This window comes from Campylobacter sp. IFREMER_LSEM_CL1846, assembly GCF_025772105.1.
Classification (GTDB): domain Bacteria; phylum Campylobacterota; class Campylobacteria; order Campylobacterales; family Campylobacteraceae; genus Campylobacter_D; species Campylobacter_D lari_D.
In genome coordinates, this window is record NZ_JAKMRM010000001.1 from 103,458 (window position 1) to 122,084 (window position 18,627).

An 18,627-nucleotide genomic window follows, 5' to 3' on the forward strand; every position below is an offset into this window, starting at 1 on the left:
TTTAGAATTTGTATTTAAAACCTACTTGACCACTTACATAAGTTTCATTTTTACCATCTGTTTTACCAGCTAGTATTTGTTTAGCTCCAACACCTGCATTTAGGCTAAATTGCTCACTAATATCTACATTTCCACCTATGATGATTTGTCCATAAGTTTTTTTCTTATCATTACCTTTGATGATAAAATTTGAATTTGATCCAACAAATCCAGCTACATAATCATCTCCATTATTCATTACATATTGTTCTATTTTTGGAGTGATAAATAAATACGATGTTTCGCTCATATATTTTCTAAATTCAGCACCAAGTTCTAAAGATATGGAATTATTTGTCATACTTTGAACATCTTTTGCAAACATACCACTTTCTTTATAACTTGGAGTGTGTGCGTAGTAGTAATTTATACCAGCAAAAGGCTTGATGAATAATGATGATGAATTTGGATTAAAAATTCTACCGGCATTAGCACTTAAACCAAAGAATTTACTATCAAAATCAGCCTTATTAGAATCATTTAACATTACAACACTTTGATCTGTTGGAGAAATTTGCCCGTAAGCTCTTAGATTAATTTCCCATTGATCGTTTGGATTAATTAAAGAATAAATACCAAATTGATAGTTATCTGATTTTTGTTCCATAACTCCATCTTTGATAGTTGAATCAGCATAAGTAAAGTAAAAACCAAGCAAAGCATTATCATTGATTTTTCTATCAGCACCTAGTGTAAATCCATATAAAGCACCACTATCTCCATCTATGATATTTGCACCACCAAAAACATTACCCCAAAAGCTATTATTAAATGAAGAATTTCCATAATAATTATAAACATCGCTTGCTAGTGCTGCTATATGGGTTGTAGCAAATTTTTCTACTAAAGCTTTATCTTGATAAGGATTTGAAAGTTTTGCTATTCTTGTTCCAATTGCTAGGTCATTTGCTACACCTATAGATGAATTAACAGAAGAATTTTGAGCATTATTTACTATAGCTTTTGCACTTGCTTTTGTATTTGTGGTAAGTGTGTTTAGATTTTTTCCTGTGGTATCTAGAGTGAGTGCTGCGATAGCATCATTGCTAAGTTTAGAATCTAAAATACTATTTAGCATATTTACAGCTAAATTTTTATTTTCTAAGCTAACATCTTTCATATTTTCAACTAAATCACTACCATCAAATTTTCCACCATTATCTTGTATATCTTGGATTTGTTGTTCTAATTTTTTAATTTGGTCCTGTAGTTCTTTTTCTGCTTGTGCTATGGCTTCAAGCATAGCATCATCGCCAATATATCCTGGTTTTTGGTAGGTTCCAAATCCAGAATTTTCTAAATTTTCATTTCTTTTAATATCTTCTTTTATATTATTAAAGCTATCTAAAGCTTCTTTTCTAATATCAATTTCAGATTTTAATATTTTTGATAAATCTCTTACATTTTCATTAGCACCACCGCTAAATAAAAGACTTTTGCCATCATTAGAAACACTAAGTTTATAATCTGTAAATTGAGCCAAATCAGTATCTTCAAAAAATTCATTTTTTGGAAGTAAATTTAAATTGAAAAAAGCATTATACCCTCCCCCATAAATTTAAGTTTAAAGTAAATGAAAATCTGTAAAAAACAAATAACAACTAGTAAGAATTTTTACTTTAGCTTGTTAAAATAAGCAATAATTTTTAAAACAAAGGTAAATTATGAAAATTTCTGTGCTTATTTTGGCTGCTGGACTTGGCACGCGTATGAAATCACAAAATCCAAAAGTACTTCAAAAAATTTGCTCAAAAGCAATGATTTTACATATTTTAAAACAAGCATATAAAATTAGTGATGATGTATGTGTGGTGCTTTCTCATCAAAAAGAAAAGGTTGAACAAGTTGTTTTAGAGCATTTTCCAAATACACGTTTTTTAGAACAAGACTTACAAAATTTTCCAGGTACTGCAGGGGCTTTAAGGGGTTATGAGAGTAAGCATGAAAAAGTATTGATTTTATGTGGTGATATGCCTTTAGTTAAAGCAGATGATTTAGAAAAAATAGCTTTAAATGAGAGTGATTTTAATGTGGCAGTTTTTGAGGCAAAAGATCCAAAAAGTTATGGAAGAATAGTATTAAAAGAAAATAAAATTCAAAAAATAGTAGAAACAAAAGATGCAAGCAAAGAAGAACTTGCTATAAACATTTGCAATAGCGGTGTTTATGCTATAAAAGCACAAATTTTAAAAGAAGTATTGCCTTTGATAAAAAATGATAATAAAGCCAAAGAATATTATTTAACCGATGCGGTTTATTTAGCAAAAGAAAAGGGCTATGAAATCGATGCAGTGTTTGTAAATGAGCAAGATTTTATGGGGGTAAATGATAAAATTGAGCTTTGCTTAGCTCAAGATCTTATGCAAGAAGCGATTAAAAAAGAATGGATGAAGCAAGGAGTGATTTTTCATATGCCTGCGACGACTTTTATTTCAGATGAAGTTGAGTTTGTAGGCGAGTGTGAAGTGTATGAAAATGTGCGTATAGAGGGAAAATCAAAAATCATTAATTCTATCATCAAAAGTTCAAGTGTGATTGAAGATAGTATAGTAGAAAATAGCGATGTAGGGCCTTTAGCGCATTTGCGTCCAAAATGCCAGCTTAAAAATACCCATATAGGAAATTTCGTAGAATGTAAAAATGCTTTATTGAATGGAGTTAAAGCAGGGCATTTGAGTTATTTAGGGGATTGTGAGATAGATGAGGGAACTAATATAGGTTGTGGTACTATCACTTGTAATTATGATGGGGTTAAAAAGCATAAGACCAAAATAGGTAAAAATGTTTTTGTGGGTTCAGATACGCAATTTATCGCTCCGGTTGAGATAAAAGATGAGGTAATCATCGCAGCAGGAAGCACTGTGTGTAAGGATGTAGAAAAAGGCTCTTTGTATATTAATAGAGCAAAGACGCAAATTATAGAAGATTTTTACTATAAAAAACTAGGTAAAAAATGAAAACAATCTTACTAGCAGTAAGTGGAAGCATAGCCTTTTATAAAGCTTATGAGCTTATTTCTTTATTAAAAAAAGAAGGTTTTAGGGTTAAAGTTTTACTAAGTTTGGGAGTTTTAAAATTTGGCACTAAGCTTAGCTTTGAAGCTTTAGCGGATGAAGTTTTATGTGAAGATAATGAAAGTTGGCAAAATACTAATAATCATATAGCTTTTAGCAAGACTTGCGATTGTGTACTTTTTGCGCCTGCTAGTATAAATTCTATTAATAAATTAAACTATGGTATAGCAGATAATTTATTTATTCAAACTTTAATAGCAGTAGATAAAAATAAACCATTTTTAATCGCACCCGCTGCAAATACAAACATGTATTTACATTTTAGCACTCAAAATTCTTTAAAAAATTTAAAAGAGCAAGGTTGTATTATCATTGATCCTATAGTTAAAACTCTAGCTTGTAAAGATGAAGGATTAGGAGCTTTGGCTGAGCTTGATAGTATTATAAATGCTTTAAAAAGAAGTCTAATGCAAGAAGATTTTTTTAAAGATAAAAGTTTTATTGTAAGTGGTGGTGGCACTAAAGAAAAAATTGATGATGTAAGATGTATTAGTAATTTTTCAAGTGGAAAAATGGCAAAGGCGGTTGCTGATGCCTTGTATTTTTTAGGTGCTAAAGTAGTGTTAGTTAGCTCAGTAGAGTTTAAAACACCTTATAAATTAGAAAAATTTGAATCTTCTTTAAAACTAAAAGAAAAATTGCAAAAATACAAAGATTTTGATGCTTTAATTATGGCTGCTGCTGTGAGTGATTTTACTCTTGAGGCTTATAAGGGTAAGATTAAGAAAAATGAGCATTTAAACGGACTTGATTTAAAATTAAAGCTTAATGAGGATATCTTAAAAAATTTAGATTTTAAAGGCAAAAAAATAGGCTTTAAAATGGAATTTGATGAGCAAAATGCTTTAGAAAATGCTAAAAAATCTTTAGTTAGTAAAAATTTAGATATGGTGTGTTTAAATGTCTTAAATGAGCAAATGAACTTTGGAAGTGATGAAAATAGCATTTGTTTTATCACTAAAAATAGCATCTCTCAAAGTTCCAAACAAAGCAAAGAAAAACTTGGTTTTATTTTAGCACAAGAATTAAGGAAACTTTGGTGAATATCATCAACTCAACCTTACCTGTAAGAATGCAAATTTTAGAAAAACGCGCATATAATCGCTATGTATTGCTTTTAAACACTAAAAAGCTTGAAACAAAAAGTTTGATAGAGCTTGAAGTAGGGGAGGAGTATTTAGCTGAAGTTTATGAAGATAAAGGCGTGATTTCTTTTAAAAATCTTTTGAAAAAGCCTAAAATTAGACTTTTTGAAGAAGGGACTGAACTTATAGAAAAGCTTTTACAAGAAGGTGATGAAAAAGCTTGGTATAAAAAATTCATTATCCAAAGACTTATGGAAAGCAAAAGCGCATATGAGTTTGAAATTTATAAGGAAATGTTTTTTGCGTTTTTTGAAGGAATTTATCATATACCTTTTGTTTATGAGGGAAATAGAGCTTTATTTGAAGCTAAGAAAAATGGAAATATTTTAGAGGTGTATTTGTATTTTGAAATTTTTGGTGCTTTAAAAATTATAATTGATAATGGTAAAATCACACGCATACAAACACCTTTTGCCAAAGTAGCACATTTTTTAAACGAGTATTTTAAATTTGAAGTAGTTAATACGCTCAATCCTATGTTTGTTTTTAAAAGATTGATGGATATAAAGGGATAGAATGAATGAGTTAAAGCATCTTGCTGTAGTAATGGATGGCAATAGAAGATGGGCTAGAAAAAATGAACTTTTAGAAAAAATTGGCTATAGTCAAGGTGCTAAAGTTGTTGAAAAAATTATAGAAGTATGTATAGATGAAAAAATTCAAAATCTAACCCTTTATGCTTTTAGTACAGAAAATTGGCAAAGACCAAAAGAAGAAGTGGAGTTTCTTTTTAAACTATTAAATAAATATCTTGATGAATCTTTAAATAAATTTATAGCTAATGAAGTGCGTTTTAAAGCTATAGGAAATTTAAGTCTTTTAGATGAATTAACCTTGAAAAAAATACAAAATTTTCAAGAACAAACTAAAAACCACACAAGATTATGTGTAAATTTAGCTATTTCTTATGGAAGCAAGGATGAAATAGTTAGAGCGGTTAAAAAGGTGATTGAAAAAAATCTTGAAATTAATGAAGCAAATATACAAGCAAATCTTGACTTAAGTGAAGATGTGGATTTGTTTTTAAGGGTAGGGAGCGCTAAAAGAATTTCAAATTTTTTATTATGGCAATCAAGTTATGCAGAAATTTATTTTAGTCAAACCTTATTTCCTGCACTTACTAAAAAAGAAATCACAAATATCATTACTGAGTTTAAAAAACGCAAAAGAACCTTTGGTAAATGATATTTTTATTTTTATTACTAGGGCTTTGTGTGGGTTCTTTTGTCAATGTTTTGATTTTAAGAACGATTAATAAAGAAAGCATAATAAGCCCAAGATCAAAATGCCCTAAGTGTTTTAAAACTTTGAAATTTTATCATCTTTTTCCTTTGTTATCTTTTGTATTTTTAAAAGGCAAATGTGCTTTTTGTAAAGAAAAAATTTCTTTGATTTATCCTTTTAATGAATTTATTTGTGCGTGTTTGTTTGTCTTTGCTTTTTATTTAATCGAAGATGTTTTTCAAATTTTAATTTTTGCTTGTATGCTAGCTGTATTATTAGCACTTTCTTGGATGGATTATTATCTAAAAGCAGTGAGTGAGCTATGGCTTTGGATTTTATTTATTTTAGCTTTTTGTTTTGATTTTTTGCAAAATGGTTTAAATTTAGAGGATTTTCAAGATAGCTTTTTATTTAGAGTGTGTTTTGGAGCGGGGTTAATTTTTATACTAAAAAGTGTGATTAATTTTATTAAAAATTTTAAAAAAAGAGATGAAATTTTAGAAAGTTTAGGGGAAGGTGATGTTATAATAATAGCTTTGATTTTTGGAATTTTTGGCTATGAAAAAGGCTTTTTGATTTTATTTATTGCAAGTTTTTTAAGTCTTTTGATGTTTATAAAAATAGCCAAGAAAGATTATCAAATGCCTATGATTCCTTTTTTATTTTGTGGAATTTTGATTAATCTAAGTGTAGAAAGTATATTATGAAACTAGTTTATAAGTATTTGCTTAATCAGTTTTTAAGTACAATGTTATCTTTATTTTTTACTTTATTTATTATTGTTTCGATTATTTTTTTTATACAACTTGCTAAAATTACTGCTTATATTGAAATTACTTTTTTTGAATTAATCAAATTATATATTTTTCTTTTACCAAAGATATTAATTTTTACTCTACCCATATCTTTTTTCATAGCTTTGACTTTGGCCTTTTATAGGCTTTCTAGAGAAAATGAAAGCACAGTGTTGTTTGCTTTGAGTATAGCTCCAAGCATGATAGCAAGTTTTTTTGCAAAAATTGCAGCTTTAGTAAGTGCTTTTATGCTTGTGGTGGTCTTGGTTTTTATACCTATATCTTTTGAACTTTTTGATAATTTTGTAGATTATAAAAAAATTAGTGCTAAAGTAAGTATAAAAACAGGGGAATTTGGACAAAGATATGGAGAATGGCTTGTTTTTATCGATGCCAAAAATTCTGATGAAACTTATAAAAATATCATAATGTATCATCCAAAGAAAAACCCACAAGATAAAGAACAAGTGATTTTAGCTAAAGAAGGAAAGTTAGAAACAAATGATGGGGTTATTACTTTTAAGCTAGATGAAGGAAAAGCTTATGAGATTAAAGAAGAAGATTGGCATATTTCTAGTTTTAAAAATTTATTAATTAAAAGCAAACTTTCTTCTAAAGAATTAAATACTCAAAGTTTTTATGGGTATTGGTCTGATGTAACAAGCAATAAAGAAAAAGCAAAAGAATTTGTTATTTATATTCTTATAGCTTTATTTCCTTTAGCTAGTGTGCTTTTTGCACTCTCTTTTGGTATAGTAACTTATCGTTATGAAAAAGGTTTTGCTTATTTTGGAATTTTTGTGATTATTTTTGCCTATTTTACGCTTTTGATTAGTTTTTATAATCCTCCTTTTGTAGCTATCGCTGTGATTTTTTCAAGCTTTTTAATTACTTCTTTGTTTTATTTTAAAGCAAAAATTGCAAGTAAGTATTAATGCTTTTAAAATTAACTTTTTCTTATGATGGTTCTAAATTTCAAGGTTCAGCCACCCAACCACATAAGCTTAGTGTCCAAGATACCTTAGCGCAGGCCTTGTCGCATTTGGGTATTTATGAAAAACCTTTATTTGCTTCAAGAACTGATAAAGGTGTGCATGCATTTAATGCAGTTGCTTGTGTAAAAGCAGGAGAACATTTTAAAGATTTTGTATATTTAAAAAATAAAATCAATCATTTTGCACACCCATTTATACATATAAAGCATATCCAAAGAATGCAAGAAAATTTCCAAGTGCGTTTTGATGTGCAAAAAAGAGCATATCGCTATATTATAAGTCATGAAAAATATAATCCTTTTTTAGCCTCATATGTGCATTTTTATCCAAAAATAAATATTAAATTAGCCAAGGAAATTGCTTTTTTATTTGAAGGAGAGCATGATTTTAAACTCTTTCAAAAAGAAGGCTCTGATAATAAAACAAGTATAAGAAAAATGTATAAAACTAGAGTTTATGCTTATAAAAATTACACTGTGTTTTATTTTGAAGCAAATGGTTTTTTAAGATCTCAAATTAGAATGATGATGGCAAGTATTTTAAAAGTATTAGAAGGAAAAATGAGCAAAAATGAGCTTTTAGATCAAATCAATGCCAAAAAAGCTCATTGTAGATTTTTAGCTCCTGCTAGTGGTTTGTATTTGAGTAAGATTTCTTATTATAATAATGCATGATTTTTCTATGTATAAAAAATGAAAAAAGAATGATCAAGGTCCCTATGCAAAAAGGTAGTAGCTCTACATCTACTCCAAAAATACTCATATTGATAAAAATACTTATAGGTATAATGGCATTATTCATCAAAGCTAAAACCCCGCTATCTACTTCAGTGGAGCCTTTGTTCCATAAAAAATATCCAAATCCTGAAGCAATAGTCCCAAGATAAATCAAAGCTATCCAAGAACTTAAATTGGATGGTAAATTATTATAATCTCCAAAAAATAAAAAAGCAGGTAAGGTTATACTGGTTGCGCCTAAATAAAAATAAGCGAAAGCTTCTTTTTGATTTAAATTTGTATTTTTTTCTAATAAAATTTTATAAAAACTTTGTCCAGCGCCAAATACTAAATTAGCTCCTTGAATAAGTAAAAAGCCATATAAAAAATTAGAGTTAATATTATCAAATTTAACTACAAAAGCACCTACAATACATATAAAAATACTTATAAAATATAAATATCTAAGATTTTTTGAAAAAAGCCCATAAAAAAGTACAACATAAAAAGGTGTAAAAATCGTAAAAAGTGCCACTTCGCTTACACTTAAATATAAAAAAGAATGATAATAAAATAAATTCATCACACCAAGTTGTAAAGCTCCAATGCTTATGAGTTTTAGTTTTAAATGCAAATTCAGCTTAAAATTTAAAAAAGGTAAAAATACTAATAAAGACAAAAAAACTTTTGCAAATGCAGCAAAAAAACTATCCATTTCTAAGGTTATAAAATGCCCAATTAATGGAAAAGAAAAAGCCCAAATAAAACTTGCTAGTAATAAACTTGGCATTTTAAAGCACACCTTCTAATTTAAGTAAAGCTTCTTTGATAAATAAACCACCATTGTATCCGCCTAAGTGATTTTTAGCTACCACTCTATGACAAGGTATAAAAATTGCAAGTTTGTTTTTAGAATTTGCATTACCTACCGCTCTAAAAGCTTTTGGATGATTGATAAAAGAAGCAATTTCTTGATATGTTTTAGTTTGTCCATAGGGAATTTTAATTAAAGCTTTATATACTTTTTGCTCAAATTCGCTCCCCTGAAGAGCTAGGGGTGTATTAAAGAAAAAAAGTTTTTTATTAAAATAAAGGTCTAGTTCTTCTAAGGCTTGTTCTAAAATAATGTGTTTATCTTTGCTAAAATTGGGCTTATATGTTATAAAATCAACATTGATAAGTTTATTTTCATTACTCTGCAAAAGAATATAAGCAAAACTAGCTTTGTAAAAACTTTGATACATTTTTTCCTCATTTTAAAATAATCATTGTATGAATTTTAAATTAATTAATTGTTATTAAAGCAAAAATTTAGTTAAAATAGTGATTTAATTTATATCAAAGGAAAATATTTGAGGATTTTATTATTTAGTTTGATTATAAGTTTAAATGCATTAGCTTTAGATTACACTTGCGGGTATGTCAAAGAAAATAAGATGGATTTTTTTAAAGAGTTTAAACCACAAGTTTCTCAAGATTTTGCTCAAGTAGATTTAAATTGCGATTTTTCTTTAAAAAATAATCAAATTACAAAAAGATTATATGAGCTTGCTAATGAAATTAGAGGAAGTAATAGTGCCTGTATGGGAGGGGAATATTTTAGCGATTTGAGAAAATTTGATTTTAAATTATTAGAAATTGCGCTTGATCCGCAAGTTTATCAAAAAACTTTACAAGATCCTATAATACTTGAAGAAAAATTTGCAAAATTAAAAGCTTATTTTAGATTTTGGGCTTATCAAAGTATAGGAAATTTTAAGCTCTTTAAGGAATTTTGGAAAGAGTATAATAATGCGATTAATCCTTTAACAAAATATTTTCAAAACGAATTTAATCTAGATAAAGCAAGTGCTATTTACTTTGCTAGTAATGCTTTGAATGAATTTTTAAATTGGGCAGTTGGCGAGACTAAAATCTTTAAAGATATTTCGGACTTTGAAAAATTTGTGGCTAATAAAAACAACTCTTTAGAACAAATAAAAGAATATATTTATTCTAAAAAAATTAGCAATTTAGAATTAAATAATGGTTTTAAATCTGCTTTGTTAAACAATAGAGAAAGTCAAATTATAAGTGAGTTTATAAAATTAGGTGTAAAAATAAATGAAGGTTATGAGTCTGCTTTGTTTTTTGCATTAGATAGTGCAGATAATGTCAAGCTTTTATTAGAAAATGGGGCTATTATTGATTATAGAAATTCTTTTGGAAAAACACCTTTGTTTTATGCAGTTGAATACAACAATTATAAGGTTGCAAAAGTTTTGTTAGAAAATGGAGCTAATGTAAATCAAAAATACATTAACGATAATGAAAAACTTTCTATTGCTAGTATGGGAAGTAATACGCCATATTTCATTACTTTATGTGCACTTGAGCATACTTCTAAAAATATTTTTATGCATGGAGCAAACTATGCAGATGTAAAAATGCTTAAGTTGCTTATAGATTACAAAGCAAATTATAAAGAAATTGATGATTTGGGATTTAACGCTCTTGATTTTGCCATAATTGCAAAAAAAGAACAAAATATTAAATATCTAAAAAAACTTGGTTTAAAGGAAAATGAGAATTTGATGCTATATGAAGAGACACAACCATGAAAACTGCTTTAATAACTGGAGTAAGTTCAGGTTTTGGACTAGAGAGTTTAAAAGCTTTAATAGAACTTGATTATAAAGTTATAGCTATAGCAAGACGCAAAGATAGATTAGAAAAACTACAAGAGCTTTATGGGGATAAAATTTATCCCATAGAACTTGATGTTAGAGATAAACAAGCAGTTTTTGCATCAATTGAAAATTTACCTCAAGATTTTGGCAATATTTCTTTGCTTATTAACAACGCAGGTCTTGCTTTAGGTTTAAATGAATTTGATTCTTTGGATATTGAAGATATTGAAGCCATGGTAGATACTAATATCAAAGGCTTTTTATATGTAGCAAGAGCTGCTTTACCTTTACTTAGAAAAGTAAAAAATGCCCACATAATTAATCTTGGCTCAATTGCAGCTAATGTACCTTATTATGGAGGTAATGTTTATTGTGGTACGAAAGCTTTTGTGGCACAATTTTCTAAAGCTTTAAGAACGGATTTGCGCGGAAGCAATATAAAAGTAACAAATATTGCTCCAGGGCTTTGTAAAACTGAATTTAGTGAAGTGAGATTTAAAGGTGATATTAAAAAAGCTGATGAGGTTTATGAAAATACTAAATATATCAAAGCTGAAGATATAGCAAAAATTATTACTTTTATCATTAGCTTACCTGAGCATATTAATATTAATGAAATAGAGCTTATGCCTGTGACTCAAACATGGGCGGGAACTTTTAGCGAAAAAATATAAAAACTTAAGGATAATTATGAAAATTTTTTATTTATTATTAGCTCCTTTGTTGTTATTTGCTGATACACAAGCAAATGCAGAACTTTTTGGAGCTTGGACGCTTTTACCACCGGTGATAGCTATTATTTTAGCTTTTGTTACTAAAGATGTAGTACTTTCGTTATTTATTGGTGCATTAAGTGGTACTTTTATGTTAGGACTTATTGAAAATAGTATTTACCATGCTATCATTGCTTCTTTTACAGGCTTTATTTCCAAAGTGGTAAATGCCATGGCAAGTCCGGGTAATGCAGGAATTTTATTGCAAGTTTTAACTATAGGTGGTGTTGTAGCTCTTATTACCAAAACAGGGGGGACAAAAGCAGTAGCTATTTGGCTTTCTACTAAAGCTAAACAAGCAAAAAGCTCACAATTTGCTACTTGGTGCATGGGAATTTTTATTTTCTTTGATGATTATGCCAATTCATTAATCGTAGGTCCTATCATGCGTCCGGTAACAGATAAATTTAGAGTAAGCTGTGAAAAGCTTGCTTTTATAATGGATGCAACTGCAGCACCAATTACCGGTCTTGCTATCATTTCTACTTGGATAGGACTTGAAATTTCTTTAATTCGCAGCGGATATGATCTAATTGATAATGCAACTTTTGCACATTTAGGTGTAGTAAAAGAAGAAATTAACGCTTTTGAAATCTTTGTACAAACCTTACCTTATAGATTTTATAATCTTTTTATGTTGATTTTTGTTGTTTTGACTATTTATACAGGTAGGGAATTTGGACCTATGTTAAAAGCTGAGCTTAGAGCTAGAGCGGGTAAATTTTCTCATGGTCATGAACAAATTGATAATATAGAAGATAAGGTCTTAGAGCCAAAAGAGCATGTAAAATTGCAAGCTTCTAATGCTATTATACCTTTAGCTATCTTGATTGTGTTTTCATTTATAGGTTTTTATTTTAGTGGTTATAATGCCTTAGATGATGTGAGTGTTAAAGCACAAATTGATGCAGCACCGCTTAGTTTATTTGCTTTTAGAGAGACTTTTGGCGCAGCTGATGCTTCAGTTGTATTATTTCAAGCAGCACTTTTAGCTACTATAGTAGCTATTATTTTGGGAATGTATAGAAAAATATTTACTTTAAAAGAAGCTATTGCGGTTTGGACTCATGGCTGGAGAACTATGATTATGACTGTGATTATTTTACTTTGTGCATGGTCATTAGCTTCTGTGATTAAAGATTTGGGAACTTCTAAATATTTAATTGACTTATTTTCAGATAAAACACCTCTTTATTTGCTTCCTACAGCAATTTTTATTTTTGCTTCTATTATTTCTTTTTCAACGGGAACTAGTTATGGAACTATGGGTATTTTAATGCCTTTGGCTATTCCTTTAGCTATGGCTGTTGGGGTTCATAATGAATTAAGCGGAGCAGAGTTGCACCAATATATGATTATTAATATTTCAGGGGTTTTAACAGGAGCTATTTTTGGAGATCATTGCTCACCAATTTCTGATACAACTATACTTTCATCTATGGGAAGTAAGTGTGATCTTTTAGCTCATGTTAGTACACAAATGCCTTATGCTTTGAGTGTTTGTGCTATTAGTATACTTTGTGGTTATTTACCGGTAGCATTAGGACTTAATGTATGGTTAGGACTTGTTTTTGGAATCTTAGCTATGATAGCTTTACTTTTTGTGGTTGGCAAAAAGGTAGATGCGTAAATGTATTTTGAAGAAAAAATTGCTTTAAACAAAGCATTGTTTTCTTCTTTATATGATGGAGAAATTCAGTGCTTTAAATCACCTTTAAAAGCTTATAGAACTAGGGCGGAATTTTCTATATATCATCATGAAAATGGGAAAATTTCTTATGCAATGTTTGAAAATAAGAAAAAAATTCCTATTGAAAATTTTGATATAGCAGATGAAAAAATTCAAAAATATATGCCTATTTTATTAAATAATCTAAATGAAAATTTAAAAGAAAAGCTTTTTGGAGTAGAGTTTTTAGCTACAAAATTAGATTTAAGTATAACTTTACTTTTCCATAAAAATATAGAGCTAATCACACAAGATTTACAAGAATTAGCAGAAAAATTAAATCTCAAGCTCATAGCAAGAAGTAGGGGTAAAAAACTTGTATTTAATGGAGAAAATTTAAGACAAATTTTAAACATCAATACAAATGAATTTTCATATGAGTTTAATAATGATTGTTTTATCCAACCCAATACTTTTATTAATGAAAAGATGATCGAATGGGTTGTATCTTGTGTAGAGAGTGATTTTAAGCAAGATTTATTAGAGCTTTATTGTGGTTATGGAAATTTTACTATAGCTTTAGCAAGAAATTTTAAAAAAGTTTTAGCAACTGAAATTTCTAAGAAAAATATTGAGTTTGCTTTAAAAAATTGCGTTTTAAATTCTATTGAAAATATAACTTTTACAAGGCTTTCTAGTGAAGAGTTAAGTCAAGCATTGAAAAAAGAAAGGGAATTTAATCGCTTAAAAGACATAGATTTAGATGGTTTTAAAATATCTCATGTCTTAGTTGATCCTCCAAGAGCAGGACTTGATTTAAGTGTGATTGAACTTATTAAAAATTATGAAAATATCATTTATATATCGTGCAATCCTATCACTTTAAAAGAAAACCTTGAGAAATTATGCAAAACTCATAAAATATCCAAATTTGCATTTTTTGATCAATTTGCAAACACAAATCATCTTGAATGTGGTGTTTATTTGAAAATCAAATAACAATATAAAACATTAATTTTGCACATATTACAATAATTATAGTAAAAATAAATACAATAGGATGAATATATGCATGAAAAGGATTTTGTTTTTTTAAGATTATTTTATAAAAAAGAGAAAATAGTATTAATATAAAAATACAAAAAGCAAAGAATATTTTGCAAATAAATATCCAATTTAATAAATTTAAGTGAAAATGAGCTAAATATAAACCGCTAAGAAATAAAATCAATACAATAGGTGGCATTATTTTAATTGTATTTTTTATATCCAAATTTAATTTTCTTAATAAGAATACATCGGTAAATAAAAATCCTATAAAAAATATAGCACAAAATAAATGTATTATTAGTATATAAGGATAAATATCGATCATGATTACAACCTTTATTGTGATAATTTTTAATATTTTATAATACTTAGTGGTAAAATTTATTGACTTATGTTCAATTATGTTAAGCATTATAAAATAATAATGCAAGTTTTATTAGTATAAATAAAGTCTCTAAAGTCATAGTTTAATCTAAGCTAATTTGAGTTTGTCAATACTACAAATATTTGTAAATTTAAAATATTATAACAAAGTTACAAGCTTTAATTTTTTGATATTTTTTATCTTAAATGCAGAATGTATTTAAGGAAAAAACTTATATAAGTTAGAATTTATGTAATCTTTGTTACTATTAAAATAGTTGATTTAATCAATTAATTTTTACAAAGGATTTCTCATATTTTTTCAAAAAATTACTTATACAAATAGAAAAATACTCTATAAAGTCAATGAAATTTTAAAGCCATTTGGATTGAAATCAAGTGATTGGAGAGTTTTTGTTTATTTAAGCCATCATCAAAATAGCACTTTAGCTCCAATATGTGAATTTTATCAAATGGATAAAGCTATACTTTCTAGAGTTGTTTCCAAACTAGCAAAACTTGAATATATAGAGTTTTTAAAAGCTGATGATAAAAGAGAAAAGATCATTACTTTAAGTGCCAAGGGTAAAGAAATTTTTTTTGATGCAAATGTTTGTATAAGAAAATATGAAAAAGAAATCTTAGATATATTAGATGAACAAGATCAAGAAGTGCTTTTAAAATTACTTGATTATATCAATGAAAAAATTTAAGAAAGGTTTTTTCATGGGTCTTAGTAAGAAATATAATTTATTTAATATAAATTTTTTCTGTATTTTTGGGATAAATTTTGTTATTTGTCTTGTTTTTTATATGAGTACTATTTCTAGTACAGATTATGTTTTGGGTGTTTTAAATCTTCAAACTAGCACCGCAGGACTTATAATGGGTGCTTTTGTTATAGGCGCTTTGCTTTCTAGACTTTATTTTGGTTCTATTATTGATGGTATTAATATAAAAAAAGTGATTATATTTTCACTTTTATTTTATCTTTTTATTAATTTAATGTATTTGAAATTTTATAATGTGTATTTTTTGGTATTGATACGCTTTTTAGCTGGAGTTTGCTATGGAATTTGTTCTTGTGCTTGTGGGGCAGCTATTGCTAGAATAATACCTAGTAATAAAAGAGGAATTGGTATAGGGTATTATGCTACGAGTGTTGTTTTAACTTCAGCTTTAGGGCCTTTTTTGGCCATAAAACTTGACTCTATCAACTTATTTCAACTAAGCTTTTTAATTGTAAGTGTGAGTATTATCTTTGCATTAGTTTTATCAATTTTTTTAAAAGTAAGAAGATTTAAAAAACATTATCATGTAAAAAGAAAATTTAGTATTTATAATTATTTTGAAAAATCAGTTTTAAATTTGGCTTTGATTACTTTTTTGATCGCATGTCCTTTTGGAGCTATTATAGCTTATATGAGTGCTTATACTCAAAGTTTAAATTTAAGCTTTGCTGGATCTATGTTTTTTGTAATATATGCTGGATTTTCTATAGTTTTTAGACCTCTTGCTGGAAAAGTATTTGATAAACATGGAGCTAATATTGTAATAATTTTTTCATTATTTAGTTTTATATTGTGTTTACTTTTACTTGCGTTTGCAAAAAATTTTTATATGATTATTATCGCCGGTATATTTTGTGCACTAGGTTATGCAAATGCTACTTCAAGCGCACAAGCTTTGGCTATCAAACTAGCTCCTAAAGAAAAAATGGGGTTAGCTAATTCTACTTTTTTTCTATCTTTGGATTTTGGCATAGGAGTTAGTCCTTATCTGTTGGGTATTGTTGAACCAAGTATAGGTTTTGCTAATGTCTATGCACTTTGTGCTGTACTTGTTTTGTTTGCTCTTGTTTTATATTATTTATTAATAGTTAAAAAAACTTTTTGTTAATTTTATTTTAGATACAATGCTTTTTTTAAAAGTAAGGAAAAAGCATTGTGTGATACTCATAAAATACTAAGTTCTATGAAAAATATCGCCATTATAGGACTTAGTCCTAATCAAGAAAAACCTTCGTATTTTGTAAGTAAATATTTACAAGATTTATCTTATACAATTTATCCTATCTATCCCAAAGAAGATTTTATTTTAAACGAGAAAGTTTATAGAAATTTAAGGGAAATTCCTTTTGAAATTGATACGGTTGTAATGTTTAGAAAAGCAAGTTACGCAAATGAAATTTTTGAAGATCTTTTAGCTAAAAATGTTAAAAATTTTTGGATGCAACTTGGTATTATTAACGATGAAATAATGCAAAAATGTAAAAAATTTGGTATAAATTGCGTTCAAGATCGTTGTATTAAAATAGAATTAGATAAAAAGGTAAATCATGATTGAGTTAAATAAAATTTATCAAGCAAAGCAAAAAATTGCAGATTTTGTATTAAAAACCCCTTTGGTGCACTCTTCTTTTTTAAGTGAGTTTTTAGATACTGATGTTTTTCTAAAATGTGAAAATTTACAAAAAACAGGTGCTTATAAAATCAGAGGTGCTTATAATGCTATTGCTAATTTAAGTAAAGAACAAAAGCAAGCAGGTGTAATAGCTGCAAGCGCTGGAAATCATGCACAAGGAGTTGCAATTAGTGCTAAAAAATTTGGGATAGAAGCTGTGATTGTTATGCCTGAAGCTACACCTTTGCTAAAAGTAAGTGCAACTAAAAATTTAGGTGCAAAAGTGATTTTAAAAGGAGATAATTTTGATGAGGCTTATGCTTATGCGTTAAATTATGCTAAAGAACATCATTTAAATTTTATTCATCCTTTTGAAAATGAAAGTATTATAGCAGGGCAGGGTACTTTAATGCTTGAAATGCTTGATGAAATAAGTGATTTAGATATGATTTTAGCTCCAGTTGGTGGTGGAGGTTTGATTAGTGGAGTGGCGAGTGCTGCTAAGCAGATTAATCCTAATATAAAAGTTATTGGAGTAAGTGCTAAAGGAGCTCCTGCTATGTATGAGAGTTTTAAAAGTAAAAAAATAATCAATTCAAAGGCTGTGAGAACCATAGCTGATGGTATTGCGGTGCGTGATGTAAATAAAATTAATTTTGATATTATTCTTGAATGTGTTAATGATTTTATTCAAGTTGATGATGAAGAAATAGCTAATGCGGTGTTGTATTTACTTGAAAAACACAAAATCACAGTTGAAGGTGCTGGAGCATCAGCAGTTGCTGCACTTTTACATAAAAAAATAGATTTAAAAAATCATAAAAAAATAGGCGTGATTTTAAGCGGTGGAAATATTGATGTACAAATGTTAAATATTATCATAGAAAAAGGTTTGTTTAAAGCTTTTAGAAAAATGCTTATCAATGTTACTTTGGTTGATAAACCAGGAGCTTTGAGTACTTTGAGTGATGCTATAAAAGAAGCTCAAGCTAATATAGTTAAAATTGATTATGATAGATTTTCCACTAAGCTAGAGTATGGTGATGCGATGATTTCAATTACTTTGGAAACAAAAGGAAAAGAACATCAAGAATTAGTCAGAAAGATACTTTATGACAAAGGTTTTAATTTCAATGAAATTTTATGATAAATGAAATATAATATTTTGTAAATAAATTATAAGGAAAAAAATGTCGCAAGAAAAAATTTTAGAACCAGATACATTAATAACCTCTAAGACAGATTTAAAAGGGGATATTATTTATGCTAATGATGATTTTTTAAAATATGCGGGTTATAAAATGGAGGAAATTTTATATAAACCTCATAATATTGTGCGTCATCCTGATATGCCAAAAACTGTTTTTAAATGTTTATGGGATTATATACAAGATGGAAAAGAAATTTTTGCTTTTGTTAAAAATAAAACCAAACAAAATGATTATTATTGGGTTTTTACTAATGTTACAGCTTCTTTTGATGAACAAGGAAATATTATAAATTATTATTCAGTTAGAAGAAAACCTAAAAGAGAGGCAATATCAACCATAGAGCAAGTTTATAAAATTCTTTTAGAAATAGAAGAAAAAGATGGTATAAAAGCCGGAGTGGATGAACTTGTTAAGATAGTTAATTCTTATGGTATGAGTTATAATCAATTAATTTTAGAGCTTCAAAGATGAATTTGATAAATTTTGTTTATAAATTATTATT

Annotated in this window: 19 protein-coding genes; 16 read left to right on the top strand and 3 right to left on the bottom strand. The window is 27.8% G+C overall.

The window, feature by feature from the left end; all coding sequences use genetic code 11:
* Position 1 precedes the first annotated feature (1 nt).
* The gene (locus tag L8W40_RS00540) at positions 2 to 1,522 is read right to left on the bottom strand and encodes an autotransporter outer membrane beta-barrel domain-containing protein (protein ID WP_263664405.1); all 1,521 of its coding nucleotides are present in this window, start codon (positions 1,520 to 1,522) and stop codon (positions 2 to 4) included.
* A 181-nt stretch (positions 1,523 to 1,703) separates the two neighbouring features.
* Here L8W40_RS00540 and glmU point away from each other — a divergent pair, with 181 nt between their 5' ends.
* From glmU to truA, 7 genes are read left to right on the top strand one after another with little or no spacing between them, the layout of a single operon-like run.
* Positions 1,704 to 2,996 (top strand): bifunctional UDP-N-acetylglucosamine diphosphorylase/glucosamine-1-phosphate N-acetyltransferase GlmU, encoded by a 1,293-nt coding sequence (gene glmU, locus L8W40_RS00545; RefSeq protein WP_214118230.1) that lies wholly within the window; start codon positions 1,704 to 1,706, stop codon positions 2,994 to 2,996.
* Positions 2,993 to 4,156 carry a bifunctional phosphopantothenoylcysteine decarboxylase/phosphopantothenate--cysteine ligase CoaBC gene (gene coaBC / locus L8W40_RS00550; protein WP_263664406.1) on the top strand — a complete coding sequence of 388 codons (1,164 nt, stop codon included), beginning with the start codon at positions 2,993 to 2,995 and terminating at the stop codon, positions 4,154 to 4,156. Before glmU ends, coaBC begins: the two co-directional genes overlap by 4 nt.
* Complete coding sequence (locus tag L8W40_RS00555) at positions 4,153 to 4,773, top strand: hypothetical protein (protein WP_263664407.1); 621 nt, start codon at positions 4,153 to 4,155, stop codon at positions 4,771 to 4,773. Before coaBC ends, L8W40_RS00555 begins: the two co-directional genes overlap by 4 nt.
* A gap of 1 nt (position 4,774) precedes the next feature.
* Entirely contained in the window at positions 4,775 to 5,443 is a 669-nt protein-coding gene (gene uppS, locus L8W40_RS00560) for a polyprenyl diphosphate synthase (RefSeq protein WP_263664408.1), read from the top strand.
* Entirely contained in the window at positions 5,440 to 6,189 is a 750-nt protein-coding gene (locus tag L8W40_RS00565; protein WP_263664409.1) for a prepilin peptidase, read from the top strand. The genes uppS and L8W40_RS00565 overlap by 4 nt, the downstream gene beginning before the upstream one ends.
* Complete coding sequence (locus L8W40_RS00570; protein ID WP_214100351.1) at positions 6,186 to 7,211, top strand: LptF/LptG family permease; 1,026 nt, start codon at positions 6,186 to 6,188, stop codon at positions 7,209 to 7,211. Before L8W40_RS00565 ends, L8W40_RS00570 begins: the two co-directional genes overlap by 4 nt.
* Positions 7,211 to 7,945: a tRNA pseudouridine(38-40) synthase TruA gene (gene truA / locus L8W40_RS00575; protein ID WP_263664410.1), complete on the top strand. Its 735-nt coding sequence runs from the start codon at positions 7,211 to 7,213 to the stop codon at positions 7,943 to 7,945. The genes L8W40_RS00570 and truA overlap by 1 nt, the downstream gene beginning before the upstream one ends.
* Here the strand turns inward: truA and L8W40_RS00580 are convergent.
* Both L8W40_RS00580 and L8W40_RS00585 read right to left on the bottom strand, forming a co-directional pair.
* On the bottom strand, positions 7,899 to 8,777 hold the full coding sequence (locus tag L8W40_RS00580) for an EamA family transporter (RefSeq protein ID WP_263664411.1): 879 nt from the start codon (positions 8,775 to 8,777) through the stop codon (positions 7,899 to 7,901). The two genes, truA and L8W40_RS00580, sit on opposite strands and share 47 nt — an antisense overlap.
* Before the next feature lies 1 nt (position 8,778).
* Positions 8,779 to 9,231: a methylated-DNA--[protein]-cysteine S-methyltransferase gene (locus tag L8W40_RS00585; protein ID WP_220567261.1), complete on the bottom strand. Its 453-nt coding sequence runs from the start codon at positions 9,229 to 9,231 to the stop codon at positions 8,779 to 8,781.
* Between the two features lie 108 nt (positions 9,232 to 9,339).
* Here L8W40_RS00585 and L8W40_RS00590 point away from each other — a divergent pair, with 108 nt between their 5' ends.
* From L8W40_RS00590 to L8W40_RS00630, 9 genes are all read left to right on the top strand, one after another.
* On the top strand, positions 9,340 to 10,587 hold the full coding sequence (locus tag L8W40_RS00590; protein ID WP_133318769.1) for an ankyrin repeat domain-containing protein: 1,248 nt from the start codon (positions 9,340 to 9,342) through the stop codon (positions 10,585 to 10,587).
* Complete coding sequence (locus L8W40_RS00595) at positions 10,584 to 11,330, top strand: SDR family NAD(P)-dependent oxidoreductase (protein ID WP_263659074.1); 747 nt, start codon at positions 10,584 to 10,586, stop codon at positions 11,328 to 11,330. The genes L8W40_RS00590 and L8W40_RS00595 overlap by 4 nt, the downstream gene beginning before the upstream one ends.
* 16 nt (positions 11,331 to 11,346) lie before the next feature.
* Entirely contained in the window at positions 11,347 to 13,059 is a 1,713-nt protein-coding gene (locus tag L8W40_RS00600) for a Na+/H+ antiporter NhaC family protein (RefSeq protein ID WP_263664412.1), read from the top strand.
* Positions 13,060 to 14,097 carry a tRNA (uridine(54)-C5)-methyltransferase TrmA gene (trmA, locus tag L8W40_RS00605; protein WP_263659076.1) on the top strand — a complete coding sequence of 346 codons (1,038 nt, stop codon included), beginning with the start codon at positions 13,060 to 13,062 and terminating at the stop codon, positions 14,095 to 14,097.
* A gap of 803 nt (positions 14,098 to 14,900) precedes the next feature.
* Entirely contained in the window at positions 14,901 to 15,224 is a 324-nt protein-coding gene (locus L8W40_RS00610; RefSeq protein ID WP_133318774.1) for a MarR family winged helix-turn-helix transcriptional regulator, read from the top strand.
* A gap of 13 nt (positions 15,225 to 15,237) precedes the next feature.
* Positions 15,238 to 16,410: an MFS transporter gene (locus L8W40_RS00615; RefSeq protein ID WP_263664413.1), complete on the top strand. Its 1,173-nt coding sequence runs from the start codon at positions 15,238 to 15,240 to the stop codon at positions 16,408 to 16,410.
* Positions 16,411 to 16,485: 75 nt separating this feature from the next.
* Positions 16,486 to 16,857 carry a CoA-binding protein gene (locus L8W40_RS00620; protein ID WP_257928492.1) on the top strand — a complete coding sequence of 124 codons (372 nt, stop codon included), beginning with the start codon at positions 16,486 to 16,488 and terminating at the stop codon, positions 16,855 to 16,857.
* Positions 16,850 to 18,061: a threonine ammonia-lyase gene (ilvA, locus tag L8W40_RS00625; RefSeq protein WP_263662534.1), complete on the top strand. Its 1,212-nt coding sequence runs from the start codon at positions 16,850 to 16,852 to the stop codon at positions 18,059 to 18,061. The genes L8W40_RS00620 and ilvA overlap by 8 nt, the downstream gene beginning before the upstream one ends.
* A 43-nt stretch (positions 18,062 to 18,104) precedes the next feature.
* Positions 18,105 to 18,596: a PAS domain-containing protein gene (locus L8W40_RS00630; protein ID WP_133318778.1), complete on the top strand. Its 492-nt coding sequence runs from the start codon at positions 18,105 to 18,107 to the stop codon at positions 18,594 to 18,596.
* Positions 18,597 to 18,627 lie beyond the last annotated feature (31 nt).

Coding starts and splice junctions, on each gene's coding strand:
- L8W40_RS00585 (WP_220567261.1), bottom strand. CDS start 9,231: ATGTATCAAAGTTTTTACAAAGCTAGTTTTGCTTATATTCTTTTGCAG.
- glmU (WP_214118230.1), top strand. CDS start 1,704: ATGAAAATTTCTGTGCTTATTTTGGCTGCTGGACTTGGCACGCGTATG.
- coaBC (WP_263664406.1), top strand. CDS start 2,993: ATGAAAACAATCTTACTAGCAGTAAGTGGAAGCATAGCCTTTTATAAA.
- L8W40_RS00620 (WP_257928492.1), top strand. CDS start 16,486: ATGAAAAATATCGCCATTATAGGACTTAGTCCTAATCAAGAAAAACCT.
- truA (WP_263664410.1), top strand. CDS start 7,211: ATGCTTTTAAAATTAACTTTTTCTTATGATGGTTCTAAATTTCAAGGT.
- L8W40_RS00600 (WP_263664412.1), top strand. CDS start 11,347: ATGAAAATTTTTTATTTATTATTAGCTCCTTTGTTGTTATTTGCTGAT.
- L8W40_RS00615 (WP_263664413.1), top strand. CDS start 15,238: ATGGGTCTTAGTAAGAAATATAATTTATTTAATATAAATTTTTTCTGT.
- L8W40_RS00595 (WP_263659074.1), top strand. CDS start 10,584: ATGAAAACTGCTTTAATAACTGGAGTAAGTTCAGGTTTTGGACTAGAG.
- ilvA (WP_263662534.1), top strand. CDS start 16,850: ATGATTGAGTTAAATAAAATTTATCAAGCAAAGCAAAAAATTGCAGAT.
- L8W40_RS00580 (WP_263664411.1), bottom strand. CDS start 8,777: ATGCCAAGTTTATTACTAGCAAGTTTTATTTGGGCTTTTTCTTTTCCA.
- L8W40_RS00630 (WP_133318778.1), top strand. CDS start 18,105: ATGTCGCAAGAAAAAATTTTAGAACCAGATACATTAATAACCTCTAAG.
- uppS (WP_263664408.1), top strand. CDS start 4,775: ATGAATGAGTTAAAGCATCTTGCTGTAGTAATGGATGGCAATAGAAGA.
- trmA (WP_263659076.1), top strand. CDS start 13,060: ATGTATTTTGAAGAAAAAATTGCTTTAAACAAAGCATTGTTTTCTTCT.
- L8W40_RS00570 (WP_214100351.1), top strand. CDS start 6,186: ATGAAACTAGTTTATAAGTATTTGCTTAATCAGTTTTTAAGTACAATG.
- L8W40_RS00565 (WP_263664409.1), top strand. CDS start 5,440: ATGATATTTTTATTTTTATTACTAGGGCTTTGTGTGGGTTCTTTTGTC.